This is a genomic window from Treponema sp. Marseille-Q3903, assembly GCF_014334335.1.
GTDB lineage: Bacteria > Spirochaetota > Spirochaetia > Treponematales > Treponemataceae > Treponema_D.
Genome location: NZ_JACSEU010000003.1, coordinates 82,651 through 102,031, shown reverse-complemented (window position 1 = coordinate 102,031; position 19,381 = coordinate 82,651). Strand labels below are relative to the sequence as shown.

Genomic DNA, 19,381 nt, shown 5'->3' with positions numbered 1-19,381 from the left:
AATTTTGCCGCTTTGTAAAATGCCGACTTGCACAATATTAAAGTGAAATTTTTTCCGTCTTCAAAACTTTTCCATCAAGATTGAGCAGCTGCACCGTCCCGTTCTCAAATAACGCAAACCCCGGTTCTGTGCCGTTTTTTGGAATTGAAGGAGAACCCGGATTGCATACAACAATCCCATCAGATTTTTTTTCAAGGATGGAGACATGCGTATGCCCGTAAAAGACAATTCCCGGAGCATTTACAAGAGTTTTTTTTGATGCCGTTTCACAGCCTGTGGGTTTGTTCCCATCAGAGAGAACAGGAGCATAAACATGCCCGTGAGTGCAAAAAATCGTAACTCCGTTGTCTACAATCTCAACAAAATCAGCCATGCAAGAAAACTGCAAAACCATCTGGTCAACTTCTGCGTCGCAGTTACCGCGACAAGCTATGATTTTATTTGCTATAGGATTCAAAAGCGAGATAACTTCTTTAGGATTATAACCGAGAGGAAGCTGATTTCTTGGCCCGTGGTAAAGGATATCTCCGAGGATGAGCATTTTGTCGCATTTGTGTTCATTAAATTGTTCTATGAGTTTTTTGCAAGCGGGTTCTGACCCGTGAATATCGGAACATATAAAGTATTTCATATTTGTCATCTTAGCATAAATCAGCTATGAGAAAGAATAATGAATCAATTATAACCCACAATGCGCAAAAAAGATATAGACAAATTTTTCTTGAAATATGTTTTTTGCATGGTACTATAATAACTGTAACAAGGAACGAAGTAAGGAACGGAGCACCGGTTACTTGGTAGGAGGCAAAATGAGGAGTCCGGAAATTCGATAGAGCGTGGCCGACGCTCAAAGTAAACGTAAGCCATATAGATTACCAGCTGCTCAGTGCTGGAAAAACATATACGTGCCAATCCAAAGTCGATTGAGAGCACATTAAAGGGCGTCAACTAGGACGCCCCCTTTTTTTAACAATGATTTCAAAAACTCAATGATTTTGATGACGCAGCGTAAACGCTTCTAGAAAAAATTAACCGTCAGTCAGCATATAAAACCACTTGTCGCAAAAAAAAACACTTTTAATACACTCCCTCTTATAATCAAAACCATGAAAAGAATAACTATTTTATTATTGGTCGCATTTTTATGCAGTGTTGGATTTGCTCAGGAAACTGAAGACAATAATCAAGAATTCAGCTACAAGACTTTTACTGGCGGATTTTGGTCGTGTACAACACATACCGGTGGCGGTTATGGAGAATTTGGCTTTAGACTGATTCCAGAAGATAAAAATTTTGTGCTTAGAAATTGTATAATGCTTGGTGGAGAAGGAGGCTACATAAGCAATAGAGCGGATTCCTCTTTTGGAGGATTTTTTCTAGGAGACAAAATAATTGTTGGAAGTCTTGTAAAAAATAACTGCTCAGTGATTCGCTCATACGGATTTTTGGGTGGCAAAGCAGAAATGTTTAGCGCAAAAGACCACCGTTTTTTCAATCCAAACCTTATGTATGGAATTAATGCGGGCGGAGGATTTGAATTGCAGTTTGTAAAAAACGCAGCTTTTGCTGTAGAATTCGGCGGCACCGTATCTTTTGTCGCAGGGCCTGAGTCAAAACAATATTCCCAATTTACAAAAGGAACGCCAACGCTTACAATCGGGTATAGGAGTCTATATTGAAAACAGAAATCAAAATTGAAAAATGTTCTTCTCCATTTTGCGTCATACACACTGAAGAAAAGAGCAAAATCATTGAAGACATAGCTCAAAAAATCAGCATGATGAACACAGACGGAAAGCAGGAAATGATAAACGGCTGGGATGGAGATTACAGCATTCCACTGACTCCATCAAAAATTTACAGGATATTCAGTCAGGATAAGAAAGTTTTTGTCCAAACTGAATCGGAAGTATTGCTTTTAAAATTCAGGCTTTACGAAGTTGAAGATCTTGTACAGAGATGCGGACTCACAGATTTTATCCGCATATCTAACACTGATATTGTAAACTTTGAAAATGTATCGAAGATGGACATGGGCATTACCGGAGTTATCAAAGTAATCCTAAAAAACGGCGGCACAGCGTTTGTTTCTCGCCGCTACATGAACAAGATAAGGAGGCAATTATGTCTAAAAAAATAATCGGTTTAGGCTTTTCTGGATTTTTTGTTGGAGTAGTCATTGGCTACGCAATCTCACTCATACAATCAGCCATAGTAGGCAACGGAAATTTTTACCCTGTTGCCCCAGACTTTATGACGGCGTGCGGAACAGAATTGAGCGCAACAGTCATACAATTCTTTTTAACCGGAATATTGGGTGTTTTCATTTCAATTTCATCAACCTTGTTCGATACAAACAAATTGAATCTTTTGATGCAAACTGTGCTGCACTTTTTTATCATAACGACAGCTACATCTTTGGTCGCTTTTATCTGCAAATGGATTCCTTATTCAGTGATTGGAGTGATCATCTGGTTTGCGATTTTTTTCATCATATACGCAATTATATGGATAGCTTACATGGTGATAGCAAAAAAACATATAGCGCAGATAAACGAGCGCTTAAAGAGCCAAAAACAAAAATCACTTTCTTGATCCGTATAATGCAAAAATCAAGATTTTACAGTTATCTTTATCTAATCGTCTGAAAACTCATATATCAGACGATTTTTTTCAATATTTATTTTTGAGTACGTGACGTAATCATAGGCAAGTTCTTCTTCGTGATGAGACACAACTTTTTTTGTAAATTGAGTCTCATCAAACTGTGGGAAAAACACATCTCCCTCAATTTCTGCGTCAATTTCCGTGATGTACATTTTTTCTACAATCCCCGACAAAATCGCTTCTTTGTAGAGCCTTGCCCCACCTGATATGTATATATCCTTGCCGGGCGCTTTCTGCTGCGCAAGGCTGATTGCAGACATCAAGTCAGGAGCATCTCCATTTTTACTGACGACAATATTGACCCTGTCCGGCAGTTGATGCCCAATCTCCTCGTAAGTGATACGCCCCATAATCACAACATTTCCTGTAGTTAATGATTTAAAACGCTCTTTTTCTTTTTTTAATTTCCAAGGAATTTTTCCGCTTTTCCCAATCACACGGTTTTTTGAATATGCGGCTATAAGACAAATCATAAAATGATTATATGTGATGTTTGAATTTAAGTCATTTTCTTTTTTTTGCGTAAGTGCTATTATCAGATATCTTTTTACAATTTATCACAAAAAGGAAAATTTTATGGGAAAAAAATCAAATCCGCTGGCGCTAATCCCTATATTAGTATTTCTTGTTCTTTATCTTGGGCTTGGAATTTTATTTGAATACGTTCTTAAAGTTCCAATGGGATTTTACGGTATTCCGATTGTTGTTGTGTTTATGGTTGCACTGCTCGTTGCATGTTTTCAAAACCCTAAACTTAAATTTGACGAAAAATTAAAACTGATGGGCGAAGGAATCGGCGACAAAAATATCATCACAATGATTTTGATATTCCTTGAAGCAGGAATTTTTGTCGGTGTTGTTGGGCGCAATGCCGCTTCGAGTGTTGCATATTTTATGCTTTCGATAATTCCGGCACAATTTGCAGCTGTGATAATGTTTGTTGTATCGTGTTTTGTTTCACTTTCGATGGGAACTTCTGTCGGGACAATCACTTTGATAACTCCAATTGCCGTTGCCGTAAGCCAGACTTCAGGATTTTCTGCTCCGCTTTGTATCGGCTCAGTTATCGGAGGAGCGATGTTCGGAGATAACCTTTCGTTTATCAGCGACACGACAATCGCCGCATGTAATGGGCAAGGATGCCGAATGAAAGATAAATTCCGTGCAAACTTTGCGATAGCCCTTCCTGCCGCAATTCTTACAGTTATAATTATTTTGATAATATCTCTCAAAAGCGATGTGCAGGGAACTATTAAAAACGAATATCACCTTTTGCAAATTATCCCATATCTTTTAGTTCTTGCAGGCGGAATCATAGGTATAAACGTATTCATCGTCTTGTTCATTGGAATCTTAAGCGGTTCAATCATAATGCTTTTAACAGGGGCTATCCCGGCAATGCAGCTGCTTTCAAATATGGCGACAGGGGCTTCTAGCATGTACGAAACAACGATGGTAGCAATCCTCGTCAGTGCGATATGTGCTTTAATAAACAAATACGGCGGATTTATCGCTTTATTGAACGGAATTGAAAAAATTTTCAAAGGCAAAAAAGGCGGTCAACTCGGCATCGGAATTTTGGTCGGCGCAATGGATATTGCAACTGCAAACAACACTGTTGCAATCGTCATGGCAAACCCAATCGCAAAAGAGATGTCTGAACTGTACGGTATTTCTAACAAAAAAACAGCGTCGTTGCTCGACACGTTCTCATGCGTTTTTCAAGGGATAATTCCTTATGGAGCTCAGATGCTTGTCGCAATTTCTGCGGCAAACGGAATTGGAACTTCGGTGACTGCTTTTCAGATTATTCCATTCCTTTTCTATCCGTTCCTGCTTTGCTTAAGCACCCTCGTATTTATTTTTGTCATACCTGATAAAAAAAGTTAAAGCCCGGTTCCGGAAATATTGACAAATACATTATCCGCCCGCCCTTTTTGATCTGTTACAACAATTTCATAGCTGCCCGGGGGCGGAGCCCATTCTATGCTTTGGCCCGGTTTTGAGCGCCCTATAAACTGAGTGCCGTTAAACCACATCAATTCTGAAGTGTCCGCGTCTGCTGTGGCACAAAGCATTATCTTATTTTTTGATTGATTTTTGTAACGGAATACATAATCAGTGTTGCTCATCGGAGAGATAATTTCAGGCGGATATCCTTGTTTTTTGTAATCAAATTTATATTCCTCAGGTGGATATTCAGGCGGAATCATACGAGGTAAGCCTGCCTGCTCAAACAATTGCTGTAAATCGCTCGGCCAGAATTCGCGGACAACAGACTGCACGTAAGGTTTTTCTTCAGGTGTTTCGTCTGTCCTGTAGCCTGTCCGAGTGTCGATGTTTATCTTTCTGTGAATCTTGCATTTTTCAATAGGAGAGACGCCCGGTATAAACCACGCCAATTCTTTTGTCTTACAATTTTCGCTCGGAAGCCCGCCGCTTACCGAACACACTTCTACCTGGCGGCAATTTTCAGGATGAATCTCTTTTGGCAGCAACTGCGATTTTGGAATATCTGAGAGAACAGAATATGCGATATTGAACAGAAGCGGAGAAGCCATCAGCCTTCCGATAAAAGAATTGTTGCCTTCTCCATCAGCGTTACCAATCCAAACGACGCAGACATAACGGTCAAAAACCCCGACACTCCAGCAGTCTTTAAAACCTATCGATGTGCCTGTCTTATATGCAACCGGGATATCTTTTATTTCTTGAGGTTTTGTCGTGTACGGAGGCGTATTTTCTTCGAGCATCTTTCGGACTATAAATGCGCTTTCTTTACTTAAAAGACGTTTTCCGCTTCCAAGTTTTTGATTCGGTTCAAATTTCAAATCATACTGAACGCCATTGTTCGCAAGCGTTGCATACATTTTTGCAAGCTCCAACATCGAAACTTCGCATGAACCGAGCACGATTGACAGCCCGTAATAATCTTTATCTTTCATGCCGGAGACGCCTGAATCATGCATAAATCGGAAAAGATCATCTTGTCCCAATTGACGATTGAGATAAATTGCTGGAATATTGCGGCTATCTGAAAGCGCAAACCATGCCTGAACAGGTCCTTTAAAAACACTTGCGTAATTATCGGGAGTGTATTCGCTGAATGCCTGCGGAGTGTCTTTCAACATTGTTCTGTAATGAATGATTCCGTTATCGAGAGCTTTTGCGTAGATAAACGGTTTTAATGTTGAACCTGGAGAGCGTTTTGAAGTTGTGATATTCACCTGCCCTAAAATGCTGTTGTTGTAGTAGCCGGCAGAGCCGATGTTTGCAACAATTCCCATAGTTTTCCAGTCAAGAAGCAAGATAGCTCCATTTTTTATGCCAAAATGACTGTTTTGGTTGATATAAGAATTAAAGAGCTCTTCACATTTTCGCTGAAGAGGCAGATTTATCGACGTGCGAATTGTTTTATGGACAGGATTGTCTTCACGTTGAAGATTCAGCATTTCGGAAAAATGACGCGCTTCATTTGGAAATTTGCAAACACACGATATCTGCATGTCCATAAAAATTGCTTTATTTGAATCTTCGGGATGTTTTTCTACCCAAGCACCGAACAAAACCTGCCGTGCAGAGATGAGTTCAGATGGAGTTTTGTACAAAGTAGGAGCGCGTTTGACAGGATTTTGCGGAAGCACGCAGAGCATTATATTTTCCGATAAATTTAAGTTGCGGATATTTTTATTGAAATAATACCACGCTGCACTTTCAAACCCTTCAATATTTCCGCCGCACGGAGCAAGATTTACATAAGCGTTCAAAATGTCAGTCTTTGAAAAACATAATTCCAAGAATATCGCTTTACAAATCTGTTTTAATTTGCCGGAAATGCTTTTTGAATAGATGCCGTATTTTAGTTTTGCGACCTGCATCGTGATTGTAGAGGCGCCGATTCTCCGCGATTTTTTTACATAAGTTTCCCATGCGGCTTTTATCACTGCGACAAAATTGACGCCCCTGTGCCTATAAAAATATCTGTCTTCTTGCATCAAAAGCGCTTCAAGAAAAGGTTTTGGAAACTCGGAAACAGGTTTGTATATTCTGTATTTATCATCGGAAGTTAAAAAGACTTGCAGAAGTTCTCCGTTTTCATCTGAATAAGATTTTGAAAATTCAATACCGTTAAGAATATCTCCCCTGTTCCGTATATATGCAACACGGAAGACAAGGGCGATAATCAGAATAAAAAGAGTTGCCGCCGCTGCAAGGAAAATTTTAGCCTTGACAGACAGCGTTATCTTATTTTTCAATCTTGATAGGACTTTGTAGAGAAAGCGCACGAATATCCTTGTTATACATGCCTTCGGCAAACATAGGCGGAACAACGAAAGTTCCGGAATTTACAGCTTTTGCCCTATAAGTAAACGTATTCACATTTTCGGAGACTGTGCCGTATATGATGATGCGGTCTTCGCGGATATCGACGTAGTCGGCAGCCCAAGAGCCTGTATTGCCTTCGCGGATAGAAGGAATCTGAGTTTCAAACCCTGCCGGGCACATATCAATCATCGCAACATTTCTGATGGCTCCTTTTTTTGAGCGGAATGAAACTTTTACAGTGATTGTGTCGCCAACTTTGATTTTGTCGAGCTTTTTACCGTCTTCCGAAAGGTATTCGCGAGAAACTTCAAGACCGTCTTTTACATCAGCTGATGGTGCCTGTTTTTCGTATCCTGCCTGCGTTATTCCATAATACAGAGGCATAGATTTATCTGAAACAAACTTAATTTTTTTTGCATCGTCTGTAAAAGTTCCTTTTAGGACAGATTCTCCCTCCAACGCAATTTCCGATTCTTTTTTTTCTTCAATTGCAAACGCTTTGTAAACATCGGCTTTGTCTGTATAAGAATAGCTTTCAAAAGCGCGAATTGCGGCAGCAGTTGACATTGTATTGAAATAAGAATTTCCAAGATACGTGCAAAGCTCATCGACATCTTTTGATTTTATATCGCTGATTCTCTCAGGGAAGTATGACGCAATCACATCGATATATGTTGAGATGTAATGCAAACTGTTGTGATAGAACCACGAAGAATCGAAAGTTTTTCTATTTTTTACTTTTTGTAAGATTCCGGCAGCCTGTTTATCTTGTTTGAGCATTGCATAAGATGCAGAAAGATAAAGCCCTTCATAATCCGATGGTGTAAAGTTTTTGTATGAAATATCGCTTTCCAATCGTTCAATAAGAGATGTCGTGACAATATCATTTTTTGTAAGAATGTAGATTGCATACGACCGCAGATATATTCCGTATCGGCTGTCGTCATCTTCTTCTGCAATGTTACGGACGGCGTTGATAACTTTTGTAGACAGCGCTTGAGGAACGTAGAAGTCTTTTTTTTGCGCATCGACTAGGAATTCTGCACAATAGAGCGTGATGAAAGGCTCTACAGGGCTCTTGCTTGTCCAATATCCGATGTTTCCATCAGACTTCATTCGCGACTGAATGATTCCGATTGTGCTTGTGACCATCTGTTCTGCTTCGGCGTGCGTTTTTCCGCCGGCTTTTACAAAATCGTCGTAAAGATACGGATACGCTTTGCTTGTAATCTGTTCCGTACAACCGTAAGGATATTTTTCAAGATAAAAGCTTAAACCGTCAATAAATGAAACAGGCATATTTGAAACCGAAACATCACGTTGAGAATATTCGTTATACAACCTGTGATTTACATCTACTTCCGCTTTGTTGTTTTTAGAGACACCGGCTTTTACCCAAACTTGGTAAGGCATCGAAGGTCTTACGCTTAAAGTTGAAGATAGTGAAGAGCTTTCCGTCGCATCTGATGCTGTAAAACGGATTTCCGCTGCACCTAAAACTTCTTTTGCACGCACTTTAAAATTCGCAGTTGAATCTTTTCCCTCATTTATAGTCAAAGAAACTACTTGCTCTCCTTCAATTTTTAGATGCTCGCTTGGAACTGCCTTTAAAGAGATTTTGTCGCTGCCGCTTCCTTTATGATTGTTTGTGACTGTTACAGAGATATCAAATTCGTCTCCCGGAGCTACGGCGAGCGGAACATTCGGTGAAATTATAAACGTATTTTTTGCAAGCGTAGAAGTTTGTGCAACTCCCATTTTATCTTTAGAGACTGCAACAGCCATCACGCGAATATTTCCGTTGAAATAATCAGGGACGCTGTATTTTACCGTGCGCTTTTCAGGTCCTGTTTCAACAATTCCTGACCAGAAAACAACAGAAGCATTTTGTTTGCGCTTAAATGGATTGAGATTTTTTTCAAGCATCTTCATATCTGCGCCGCCGCCAGTTGCCCCAAGCGTTTTCAAAACGTTGAATTCCGGCAAAATCAAATCGAGAATCTGACTTGTCCGAACCTCGAGTGCACGTTTTTTAAAGAATTGCGCAAGAGGATCCGGAGTCTCATATCTGGCAACCTGAAGAATTCCTTCGTCGACAGCCATAATCACGATTCGTCCGCTATCGGAAGATGAATATTCTATGTTTAAATCTGTACCGGATTTAATTTCCTGCGGAACGTTGAGTTTTATTTTGTTTGTGCGGCGTCCACGCCCTACGCTAAACGGAATCGCTCCATAACAGAACGGACTCATAAATATTTCATCGGAAGCTATATCGCGTGTAAACATCACGTTGATATAGCCGTTTCCCTCGAGATTTTCCGGAATCGTGATTTTCTGCACTGTTGAAAGCTTGTTTGTTTTAAACCATTTGTAAGTGTAAACGTGGTCTCGTTCAATCGTAATAAGTCCGGTGCCGGCATAAGGCGCTTTGATAAACACTTCGGCAGTTGAACCGGGATTAAGGTCTCCGCTCTGCAATTTTAATTCAAGCTCCGCCGTGCGAGTGAGACTTCGTGAAACATTTTTGTCGCCGACAATTGTGTACTCTATCGTGTTGAAAACAAGCCCGGCTTTATCTGTCAAAGTGATTTTATATTCACCGGCAACATCGGAAGGGACGATATAATCTGTTCCGGCTTTGCTGATTTTGAGTTTTTCTTCTTTTACAGGATATGTTTTTTTTACAGATTGATATTTATACAATCCGTTAGACTGCTTTACGAGGGTCGAAATATAGCGAATGTCTTCGATTTTTAGAACGACATCGTCGAGGTCTATCTTTTCAAACTTTTGGTTGATTGCAATAAACGAAAGTTTCCGTACCGAATCGGCGTTGATATAGCTCAAAGACCCGTCGGCTTTATAGCCTACCATATATTTTAGCGGAGACACGAAAATGCTCGACTGGCTTGAAACGCTTCTGCCGCTCGCTTTTTCAAAACCCTCAGCGTAGAATTGCAGGCGATACGTCGCTTTTTCAAACTTTGAAATATCCAAATCAAACGAAGTTGTACCGTCTTCTTTTGTGACGTTTGTTCCAAGAAATTCCTCAAAAGATTTGTCTTTGCTGTACGGATCATAAAAACTGTAATCGGAATAACGGGAAGAGATTGGAAAACCCGGAGTTAAAAACATCTGACCTTTTATGTTGTTTCCGGCTGCAGGAGTTCCAAAAAGATTTCTGAGAGAGACTGTTCCTTTTAAGGTGCCGGGATTTATCCATCCGGTTTCCGGCAGCGGCTCAAAACTTGTTGCAATTGAAAGAGTGTCCGGCAAAAACTCTTCAACTTTTATTTGGGCAGAAGTTAAGAATTCCCGCTTTTCTTTGTCTTTGTAAATTTTAAGCAAGTAAAGGTTTGCGTTGTAATAGCCTGTCGGCGAATATTCTTGTGTCGCAAAATCAATTCCTTCAAACCCTGATGAAGAAAGCTGGATACGTTTGCTAAACACGACAGAACCGTTTGAATCTGTAATTTCAACTTCTACAGGCGTTCCTTTTAAGTCGATTTTCCAGTCACCAGCTTTTGCGATAATTCCAAAATGAGCAACCTCTCCAGGTCGATACATCCCACGATCGCTGAACATATACGCAGAGATTCTTTCCGGCTCTGAAAGTCCGTATTCTCCTCCAGTGTCAAAATTTGAATAGTCGAGAGAACGCCCAGTTCCCAAATACGGCATAAAAGACAAATCATTTTCTGTTTCTACAACAAACGCCGTCGGTCTGTGTTCATCGTTCGAATAGTAAACTGAAGGAAGTTTTGCATGCCCTTGAAAATCTGTCGCACTTTCAGCAATCGTGTTTCCGTTGAGTCCGACAATACGAACTCTCGCATGCTGAACAGGAGTTCCGGTGCTTATTGACTGGACAAAAATATCGCGGGAATTATCTGTGTTGCGTTTTACAATAAAGCCCAAATCTGTAACAAGAATCAACCTTCTGTCGTTCAGCTCCGAAACACCGGGATAATAGGACCCGAGCCTATGTTTATTCTCTACAACTTGAAACAAGAACAGCCCGTTTTTAAGATTTTTTGCAGGGCGGTTGTAAAGTTTTGAAGTAAAATCATACGAAAAATACGAAACTGTCTCTTCTGAAGGATTCGGGATATCATATTCGGAAATTTCAGATTCTGCGATGTTGTTTTCATTGAATCTATAGCTTTCAAATTGAAAATCTCTCATGTCACCGTTCGACATAGAAACAAGGTGGTTCACATCTTTTGGCATAATTCGAGAAAGACGATAATAGACTTTATCTACGCCTCGCGAATAAATAGCCAGCTGACGGCTTCCTGAAAGAGAAAGGATTGTACCTTCAGACATTATTGAAAGCTCTCTCGGATATCTTGGAACGCGAATAGTTTCTTCGTAGACATTTTCATCGTTATCGAAGTTGAGTTTGTATCCGCCAAAAAAGTTTATGCCGCCTGTAATCTTTATGTAAATAAAACGCTCAGGAGTTGCCCTGTATTTAAAACTGTTCAAAGTGTTTGCAGGTTCAGGACTCGGGATTGCAGATATGTCAATTTTATCTGCCATTTTTAAGACTTCGTCTGTTACATAGTCAGGCGTCCAAATAGCGTTCTTTTTTTCATACCATCCTTCAATAGCAAGCATATCTTTTGGAAGCTCGTACACGGCAATATGGCGTTCAAGCTCTTCGGGAGACACTGCCCCTATCGTTTCAATAGAGATGACTTGGTCATAATTCTGCTCGTTATTTTTTACAAGCGACGTTGAAATATTATCAAGATTTACGAAGTCGCTCATACCCGGAACGGAAACTGCCAAAAAATCAGTTTCGGAAGATTTTCCTCCAACTTGCGCTTCAATTCCTTTTCCCAAATTTATTTTCAATTCTGATGTATACGGAGGAATCGGAATATTTGCGGAAACAAGATATGCCTCCGTCGCATTTTTATTGAAGCTAACTTTGAAAGAGATATCTTCCGTGCGCTCTTTTGAACCTTTTGAATTTTTGTATTCAAGAGACATTTTTACGGCATTGTTGACAGTTTCTTTTACCATCGGATGTGACGCATTTATTGTCGCCGTCACGCGCTTTTCCGAAGGATTTTCAGGGTTGATATAAAATTCGCCGTCTTCAAGGTGTACGGAAAAAGCTTCCGTTTTAAAAGAAAAATCACCTTTCACCTTTACGTTATCCGAAAAAATTGAAGAAGGCATAGAAACCTTATATTTCGTATTGAGCTGCCATTTTTCGATAGGAGTAAACTGAAGGGTCTCATCGCCCAGCCATCCCCAGTTCCCCGAGATTGCCGGTGTGATTGTAATTTGAGAACTTGGAGCGCCGCCTGAGTCTTTGAGTTTTGCAACAGAGCTGTCAAAATAAACAAAAAGTTTATCAGGATTTCCATTTTCATCGAGCCGAGTGGAAGGTTCCGATACGGCATATTTGACAGAAACCTTGCTGCTTTTTGAATCTGAACCTTTGCAAGAATTAAAAAAAATAAGACTTGCCGATAAAAGCAATACCATCAGATGAGATTTGCAGTGGATTTTCATTAAAACAAACTCCTTTTTGTTATTTTGATTTTATTATTCGGATAATAGTATAACTGTCGTTCTAGAATCTGACACTCACCCCGACAGACGGACTAAGCCGGACTCCTTCTTTAAACTTATATTTTACCAACGCCGATTGTTCTTCAGAAACGCGGTCTCCGCTTCTTTTATTTTTTTGCAATTCCTGGCTGAAAACAGCTATGTCAAGAGCTAAATCCGCATAAATATCAACGTTATCAGCGACCCTCATGGATGCATATTGCTCAACCCCCAACGTGACTCCATAAAACACGGATTGGCGTGTTTTTCTATCGGTAACAGAGTGACGAACGTTGTTTGCGTCGTAATAATACATCGTGTCAGTTTTGCTGACGTTAAATACATTGACGATAAATCCTGTATTAAAAAAACTTATCAGTTTATATTTTTCCCAGCGGGAGTAATTAACTCCTACACCGGCAAAAAGACCTCCTCCGAATCCGCCGAAAAGCCCTTCTCTGTCGGCAATATATTGAGATTTTGACTTTGCAAGCCCGCCTTCAATTGAAAATTTATATGTAAATCCAAAATCATATAGTCTGCTGTAAGTTAGCCCGAAATCAATTTCGTCGGTGTTGATGTTTTTCTTTTCCCCAAAAGAAAAATAATTCGTCGGAGTACAAAATTGAATGCCAATATACTGATTCTTTTTTTTTGAAACTTGATTTTCGGAGTCCCGGCTTTTATCTCTCTCTTTTTCATAATTTTCTAAAAACTGCTCAAATTCTTCATCTTCTCCATCACTTTGAAAATATTGCGCGAATATGGAAGCATTGAACAAAAATAATGCTGAAATTATTAAAATAAACTTTTTCATTTTTTCTCCATTAGAAATTAGACGGATATTTTTCTTTAAGGGTCTGTGCTAAAGCCGAGCGAGTGATTTTACCGTTTTCATTTGTATAAAACTTTTCGTAAGGAATCTCAAAATCAGGCTCCGCTCCGTCGTCGATATCCGCATAAGAACCATCCGCCAGTTTTTTTACATATTCGGTTGATGTGGAGAATCTGAAAACTGTTGAATCGGGCAAAGATGTTGTAACGACATTGCAGGAACCACCGCCGCTTTTTTGTCCAATAATTTTAATTTCAGGGCAGCTTTCTTTAATCATACATGCAAAAGCGTTTGCGTTAGAAAAAGAAAAACCGCTGGTCAGCACGTAGAAATGGCAGTCTGAAAACCATTCATCAAGAGTTTTGGTTGTTCCGTTCAATGTCATTTTTGTAAATTCGTATTGAGCGGAATCTCCGAGAGAAATCGAAATATCGTAATATGCACCGGATGTGTTGTTGGTTTTGTGTTTTGTATACGAAGTTTTTGAAACGGCATATGTCAAAAAAGCGACGGCGGCTTCACAAGCAACATCACTTCCGCCTCCGTTGCAGGATTCATCAATTACAATGTTTCGAATTTTATTTCCGGTATGTGTCGAATTGTACTGTGCGATTTCATAAAGCGCTTTTACAATGAAAATCACGGTGTCGGCGTTTACAAAATCTTTTGCTTTGTCATAAGACGAATATTTATTGAACTGGCCCACAATGCTGTCTGTCGAAGTTCCGTCCAGTTTTTTAATTCTGTCTTCACCGTCCTCGGTCATCCAAAACGAATTGTTATAAATAAAACTGTCAAAAGTTATAAATGCCGTTTTTGAATTTTCGTCTATCACCAAAGCGTTTTTTGTCAACCACGCATCGAGTTTTTCCTGTGTAGGAGAATCTGCAAGATTCCTTGCTTCAAGTAAACCATAATAAATCTTAAAACCTTGATTTATTCTCTTATCATACTGCTGATTTTGTATGAATTCGTTTATTTCAGTTTTTTTCTGATATCTTGAAGGAGAAACAAAACCTGTGTGACCGCCATCATCTATCACATAGTTTAACAGCGTTGCCAATGCTTTATCTGCAACTTTCGGGTCGCTTGAAAACATATCGATTCCGAGTGCCCTGAGTTTGCCGTTATTGTTGACGTATTCATTAAAATCGGTCTTCGGATAATATGTCTGATAATTTGAAGTGTTGTTTTTTAAGCCGAAGAAATTATCAAAAAGAAAGCACATTGCACGGTAATTAAATTCGTTGAGCACCTTTGCGCGTTCTTTTTGCATCCCGAAACTATAATAAAAGGATGAGTTCAAATTTACGGAAAAACTGTTGTCAATAAGAGTTACATCGATTCCGTTATAAACAAATGTTACCTGATACGGTAAATAAAAAATATAAGACGCAATCTGCTGAGGTAAATAAAGTTCTCCGAACTTTTTTACCATTTTTATACCGTATTTGCCTAAATCAAAAGTGACAGGACTTTTATTGTTTGCGGAAGCCGAGATATTTACGCCGCAATATTTTGCAGTTCCAACATAGCCGAAAAATTCGTCATAATCATCAAAAGTGATTTTTTGGGTACTGCAATCAAGAATTACGGAAGTATTTTTGTATTCTATCTTGAATCCGTTTTCAATTGAAAAAATTTTGTAGTCTATGCCGAAAAATATTTTTGAAATAAGCTTCAGTGAAGAAAGGCTTATGTACGGAACATCAAAATAGCCTTTCGGAAAATATAGATAATCATCACCTAAACTTTTTTTATATCCGTAGATATGATAGGAAACTCTTTTTCTGTCCCTAATACCGATATCGGAGATTTCAGGAAGAGGCTCTCCGCCGATAAACCCGTCAACAACAGAAAAATTATTGTCGAAGTTACACGATGCCGTCATAAATACGGATGACAACAGAGCTATGTCTGCGAACAGCTTCACTGCATTTTTAAAATTTTTTTTATAATAACCAATTTTTTTTACCGTTTTTATTAAGTTTTTTGTTATCATACGGTCATTTTATCACTAATATATTTCATCTTCAATTCCTTGAGCTTTAATCCGTTTGCGCCGACGTTTATTCTGCTCACACAAACTCTTGCCGGAAAAATCATGTTTTTTGTGAGAGCAACATCTTTCCCATCTGTTCCGTTGAATGTAAAACTTGTTGCGGGAGTTCCCTGCAAAAATATCGTGACAGGAATCTGAGCAAGTACTCCCATCTCCGAGCTTCCCGTCAAAGTGATTTCGTATGTCCCGACATCTTTTACTTCAAACCCGAACGCAAAGTTAGAAAAAGCTTTACTTTCCTGATACGTAAGATCAAATTTATATTCTTTATCTTTTTTGATTTCCGTAAACTCAAGGTTGTCTACATTTATTTCATCAGGGTCTTTCGGACGATTTATGATTTGAACTTTTTCTTCTGTTCCCATAAGTCGTTTCATAGCGTATGTTTTCATCACGTGGCGCAAAATATTCATTGCATTTCGCTGTAATTCACCGAGCGTAAGGCTCCCGTCTTTCAAAGATTCGAGAGTGTTGTCTCCCTCAGGATTTTCTTTAGCAGACGAACAACACATGTAAATATCGTTTTGGGCTCTAGTCATTGCGGCAAAATTGTGTTTATTAGGTTCAAGGTTGTCTTCATCGTTGATGTTTGCCCACCAGTCTGTCATCTCAATTCCGGTGAACCCCCATTCTTTTCTCAAGACAACCGTATCAAGGTCATAGTTTCCCGCTGTCCAAATTCCGTTGACTTTTCCATAAGTAGACATGACAGAATCAGCTCCGTTTTCGACTGCAATTTCAAACCCTTTGAGATAGATTTCGCGGAGTGCACGCTCTGAGACTTCCGCATTGAAAAAATTCCGCCGAGTCTCCTGATTGTTTGCGCAAAAATGCTTCATCGTTCCGGTAACGCCTTGAGACTGAAGTCCTTTTATCATTGCAGAGCCAATTTGACCTGTAATATAAGGATCTTCTGAGAAATATTCAAAGTTGCGCCCGTTCAGCGGATGACGGTGAATATTCATTCCCGGTCCCAAAAGATTGTCAACTTTTTTTGAACACATCTCCATTCCTGTAAAAGTATACAGCTCTTTTACAAGCTTGCGGTTGAATGTGCTCGCGAGCAAAGTCCCATTTGGCAAAGAGAATGCTTTTATTCCGCTGTCAAGTCTCATCCCAGAAGGTCCGTCGTCTGAGCAAACAGTCGCAATTCCCATCTCTTTTAGATGCGGAGAAACTCCTCCATAAGCAGATGCAGTTCCCGGAGTCACCAGACTGGAACCCATTCCTTCGCCACGGATGATGCAGCTTAAATCTTCATCGGAAAGCTGAGCGGTAAACTGTTCTAGACTGACATTGCCATGAACAACATCTGAAAGTTTATAATTTGTGTCTGTCTGTTTTATCTCTTGAGGAAGTTCTGAGGCACGGCGAACTTTCATCGATTTAATCCTCTTCGGCGCTTTTTCCATCGTGATTTTGCCGTTTTCGTTGTGCCATCGTTCAAAATCTGTAACGGCTGCCAAAACTTGTTCGCATTTTTTTATCACAATGAGTTTTTCCAAATTGAATTTGAAAATTTCCGTTGCAGAGCGGACATCTGACCCTGCAAACACTTTGTATTCGCCTGCCTCTAAAATCCATGAGTATTTATTTCCTGTTGAACACTCCGCTCCATCATCATAAGAAGCAAACGTTTTGTATAAAACTGTAAAATCGAGAGTCTCAGATTCTCCTGCACAAAGGTTTTTCGTTTTTTCAAAGTCTACGAGAACACGGCTTGCTTTTCCAAGTTTCCCATTCGGAGATTGAACATAAACCTGAACAACTTCTTTTCCTGATACCGCTCCTGTATTTTTGACGTTTACGCTGACTTTAAAAACCTGATTTTTTTCATCGTTAGAAGATTTGGCGGCTGAGATATCAAAACTCGTGTAAGAAAGTCCAAAACCAAATGGATACATAACTTTATCTTTTGCGAATGTTTCAAAATATCGATAGCCTACAAAAATATCTTCTTGATAAACGTTTCCGTCATTCCCGCCAAAATTCTTATCTGATGGGTAATCTTCAATTTTGTTTGCAATTGTGTCTGTCAATTTTCCCGATGGAGAGATTTTCCCCGTGAGAATATCTGCAGTTCCAAGCCCTCCCTGCATGCCTCCTTGCCAAACATACATAACAGCTTCCGGTTTATACTTTGTGACAAAACTCATGTCGATTATGTTGCCGACATTCAAAAGCACTACCATTTTTTTAAAAGCGGTTCGAACTTTCTTCATCATATCTTCTTCGGCTTTTGTCAAAAGGTATGAGCCTTCTTTGTATAAATTATCTCTGTCTTCACCAGCCGTTCGTCCTATAATCACAATTGCAACATCGCTTTCAGCTGACGCTTCTTCAACGAGTTCTTGTGTTAAAGGCATCTCTTCCTGATTCCAAGGCTCCTGTCCCCAGCCTATCCCCGCGTCAAACGGATGATTTTTTTCCCAGTCTGCATATATTTTGCGAAGTTTTTTATTGATAACAACGCCGCCTCTTGATTCGAGTCCTTCAGGAATGCTCCAGACTTTTGTGATGTTTACCATTCCTCCTGAACCGGTTCCACTTTTATAGTAAGAATCTTGAATGCGCCCGAAAATCGAAACTTTCTCGCCTTTTAAAAGAGGAAGAACATTGCCTTTATTTTCAAGAAGCACGCAGCCCTCAGCGATTGCCTTTTCTGCCATTTCTTCATATTTTTTCCAATCTAAAATTTTCATGTCATTCTCCTACAAAAAATCTGTTTAGCGTTTCTTTTTCATTTTATTCAAAGATTCCGTTCCCAACAAAATTATCACCGCAAAACACATCAGAAAAAACGGATAGAGCCCTAGCCCCGTGTGTGACGCAATCACTCCAAAAATCGGAGGCATAAATGTTGAACCAGTATAAGCACTCGCCATCTGAACGCCTACAATCGCTTGAGAATTCTCCCGTCCGAAGTTTGAAGGTGTTGCATGAATTATGCTTGGGTAAATTGGGGCGCAGCCTAAACCGATGACAATCAGCCCGGCAAGCGCAATAAAATCAATTTTAAGAGGAAGCGCAACCATTACGATTCCTACAATTGCCGTAAAAATTCCAACGCGAATCATGTTGCGGTCACCGGCTCTGTTTGCAACAAATCCATTTAGAAAACGTCCGCCTGTAATTCCAAGATAAAATAAAGATGAAAAACGTGCGGCAATTTCAGGTTCAATTCCACGATATTTTACAAGATACGAGCTTGCCCACAGACCTGTTGAACTTTCCATCGCACAATAACCGAAAAATGAAAACAGGATAAGCGGGACTCCACGAATTTTAAAAATAGATGAGAGAGTATGTTTTACGGGAATCACATCTTCCCCTGAATCCGAATAAAACTTTTTCGTGGCGTCGACTTGTTTTTTCCAAAGAGGAAGCGTTGCAATTAAAACAAAAGTGAGTGCAATCTGAATAATTGAGATAGCTCTGTACCCACCTCTCCAGCCGACAGCTTTTGTAAGGAAAAAGCCCATTACATAAGGACCGGTCGACGCCCCTACTCCCCAAAAACAATGAAGCCAGCTCATGTGACGTGATTTATAATGCAGAGCGACAAAGTTGTTCAATGCGGAATCTACAGCACCGGCCCCAAGCCCATACGGAATCGCCCATATACATATAGCGACAAAATTTGATGAAAAAGAAAATCCCAACAAGGCGACTGCCGTTGTGGCAACAGAAATCGTAGTTACAAGTCCAGTCCCGAATCTGCGGTTTAAGCGGTCACTGTTCAAACTTGAAACAATCGTGCACCCGGCGATTATCATACTTACAATTCCTGCATACGAAAGAGGAACTTTTAATTCAGGCCCCATAATCGGCCATGCCGACCCGAGCAATGCATCCGGCAATCCGAGGCTGATAAAAGCGATGTAGATTATCGGCAATAAAAGTGAAATCATAATTCTCCA

At 39.8% G+C, this 19,381-nt stretch carries 12 protein-coding genes; 4 read left to right on the top strand and 8 right to left on the bottom strand.

The features are described from left to right. Positions 1–37: 37 nt before the first annotated feature. Complete coding sequence (yfcE, locus tag H9I37_RS11175) at positions 38–631, bottom strand: phosphodiesterase (RefSeq protein ID WP_187382804.1); 594 nt, start codon at positions 629–631, stop codon at positions 38–40. A gap of 475 nt (positions 632–1,106) precedes the next feature. Here yfcE and H9I37_RS11170 point away from each other — a divergent pair, with 475 nt between their 5' ends. From H9I37_RS11170 to H9I37_RS11160, 3 genes are read left to right on the top strand one after another with little or no spacing between them, the layout of a single operon-like run. Beyond that, positions 1,107–1,679 (top strand): hypothetical protein, encoded by a 573-nt coding sequence (locus tag H9I37_RS11170; protein WP_187382803.1) that lies wholly within the window; start codon positions 1,107–1,109, stop codon positions 1,677–1,679. Continuing rightward, a complete protein-coding gene (locus H9I37_RS11165; RefSeq protein WP_187382802.1) occupies positions 1,676–2,140 on the top strand; it encodes a LytTR family DNA-binding domain-containing protein in 465 nt (154 codons plus the stop codon). Before H9I37_RS11170 ends, H9I37_RS11165 begins: the two co-directional genes overlap by 4 nt. Further along, positions 2,125–2,595, top strand: coding sequence for a DUF3021 domain-containing protein (locus H9I37_RS11160; protein WP_187382801.1), 471 nt, complete (start codon positions 2,125–2,127; stop codon positions 2,593–2,595). The genes H9I37_RS11165 and H9I37_RS11160 overlap by 16 nt, the downstream gene beginning before the upstream one ends. A gap of 41 nt (positions 2,596–2,636) precedes the next feature. On the opposite strand, the gene H9I37_RS11155 is transcribed toward H9I37_RS11160, so the two are convergent. Next, positions 2,637–3,140, bottom strand: a complete 504-nt coding sequence (locus H9I37_RS11155) for a dihydrofolate reductase (RefSeq protein ID WP_187382800.1) — start codon at positions 3,138–3,140, stop codon at positions 2,637–2,639. Positions 3,141–3,243: 103 nt separating this feature from the next. On the opposite strand from H9I37_RS11155, the gene H9I37_RS11150 reads away from it, so the two are divergent. Beyond that, entirely contained in the window at positions 3,244–4,557 is a 1,314-nt protein-coding gene (locus H9I37_RS11150) for a Na+/H+ antiporter NhaC family protein (RefSeq protein ID WP_187382799.1), read from the top strand. On the opposite strand, the gene pbpC is transcribed toward H9I37_RS11150, so the two are convergent. The 6 genes from pbpC to H9I37_RS11120 all read right to left on the bottom strand — a co-directional run bounded on the left by pbpC (position 4,554) and on the right by H9I37_RS11120 (position 19,372). Further along, a complete protein-coding gene (pbpC, locus tag H9I37_RS11145; RefSeq protein WP_255422580.1) occupies positions 4,554–6,923 on the bottom strand; it encodes a penicillin-binding protein 1C in 2,370 nt (789 codons plus the stop codon). The two genes, H9I37_RS11150 and pbpC, sit on opposite strands and share 4 nt — an antisense overlap. Then, positions 6,913–12,525 carry an alpha-2-macroglobulin gene (locus tag H9I37_RS11140; RefSeq protein ID WP_187382798.1) on the bottom strand — a complete coding sequence of 1,871 codons (5,613 nt, stop codon included), beginning with the start codon at positions 12,523–12,525 and terminating at the stop codon, positions 6,913–6,915. The genes pbpC and H9I37_RS11140 overlap by 11 nt, the downstream gene beginning before the upstream one ends. Positions 12,526–12,586: 61 nt before the next feature. Then, on the bottom strand, positions 12,587–13,381 hold the full coding sequence (locus H9I37_RS11135; protein WP_187382797.1) for a hypothetical protein: 795 nt from the start codon (positions 13,379–13,381) through the stop codon (positions 12,587–12,589). Between the two features lie 10 nt (positions 13,382–13,391). Then, the gene (locus H9I37_RS11130; protein WP_187382796.1) at positions 13,392–15,401 is read right to left on the bottom strand and encodes a S41 family peptidase; all 2,010 of its coding nucleotides are present in this window, start codon (positions 15,399–15,401) and stop codon (positions 13,392–13,394) included. Next, positions 15,398–18,163 carry a glycoside hydrolase family 3 protein gene (locus tag H9I37_RS11125; protein ID WP_187382795.1) on the bottom strand — a complete coding sequence of 922 codons (2,766 nt, stop codon included), beginning with the start codon at positions 18,161–18,163 and terminating at the stop codon, positions 15,398–15,400. The genes H9I37_RS11130 and H9I37_RS11125 overlap by 4 nt, the downstream gene beginning before the upstream one ends. A gap of 24 nt (positions 18,164–18,187) precedes the next feature. Beyond that, positions 18,188–19,372 (bottom strand): MFS transporter, encoded by a 1,185-nt coding sequence (locus tag H9I37_RS11120; RefSeq protein ID WP_187382794.1) that lies wholly within the window; start codon positions 19,370–19,372, stop codon positions 18,188–18,190. Positions 19,373–19,381: the final 9 nt, after the last annotated feature.

Coding starts and splice junctions, on each gene's coding strand:
- H9I37_RS11170 (WP_187382803.1), top strand. CDS start 1,107: ATGAAAAGAATAACTATTTTATTATTGGTCGCATTTTTATGCAGTGTT.
- H9I37_RS11160 (WP_187382801.1), top strand. CDS start 2,125: ATGTCTAAAAAAATAATCGGTTTAGGCTTTTCTGGATTTTTTGTTGGA.
- H9I37_RS11135 (WP_187382797.1), bottom strand. CDS start 13,381: ATGAAAAAGTTTATTTTAATAATTTCAGCATTATTTTTGTTCAATGCT.
- H9I37_RS11140 (WP_187382798.1), bottom strand. CDS start 12,525: ATGAAAATCCACTGCAAATCTCATCTGATGGTATTGCTTTTATCGGCA.
- H9I37_RS11120 (WP_187382794.1), bottom strand. CDS start 19,372: ATGATTTCACTTTTATTGCCGATAATCTACATCGCTTTTATCAGCCTC.
- H9I37_RS11155 (WP_187382800.1), bottom strand. CDS start 3,140: ATGATTTGTCTTATAGCCGCATATTCAAAAAACCGTGTGATTGGGAAA.
- H9I37_RS11150 (WP_187382799.1), top strand. CDS start 3,244: ATGGGAAAAAAATCAAATCCGCTGGCGCTAATCCCTATATTAGTATTT.
- H9I37_RS11130 (WP_187382796.1), bottom strand. CDS start 15,401: ATGATAACAAAAAACTTAATAAAAACGGTAAAAAAAATTGGTTATTAT.
- yfcE (WP_187382804.1), bottom strand. CDS start 631: ATGAAATACTTTATATGTTCCGATATTCACGGGTCAGAACCCGCTTGC.
- H9I37_RS11125 (WP_187382795.1), bottom strand. CDS start 18,163: ATGAAAATTTTAGATTGGAAAAAATATGAAGAAATGGCAGAAAAGGCA.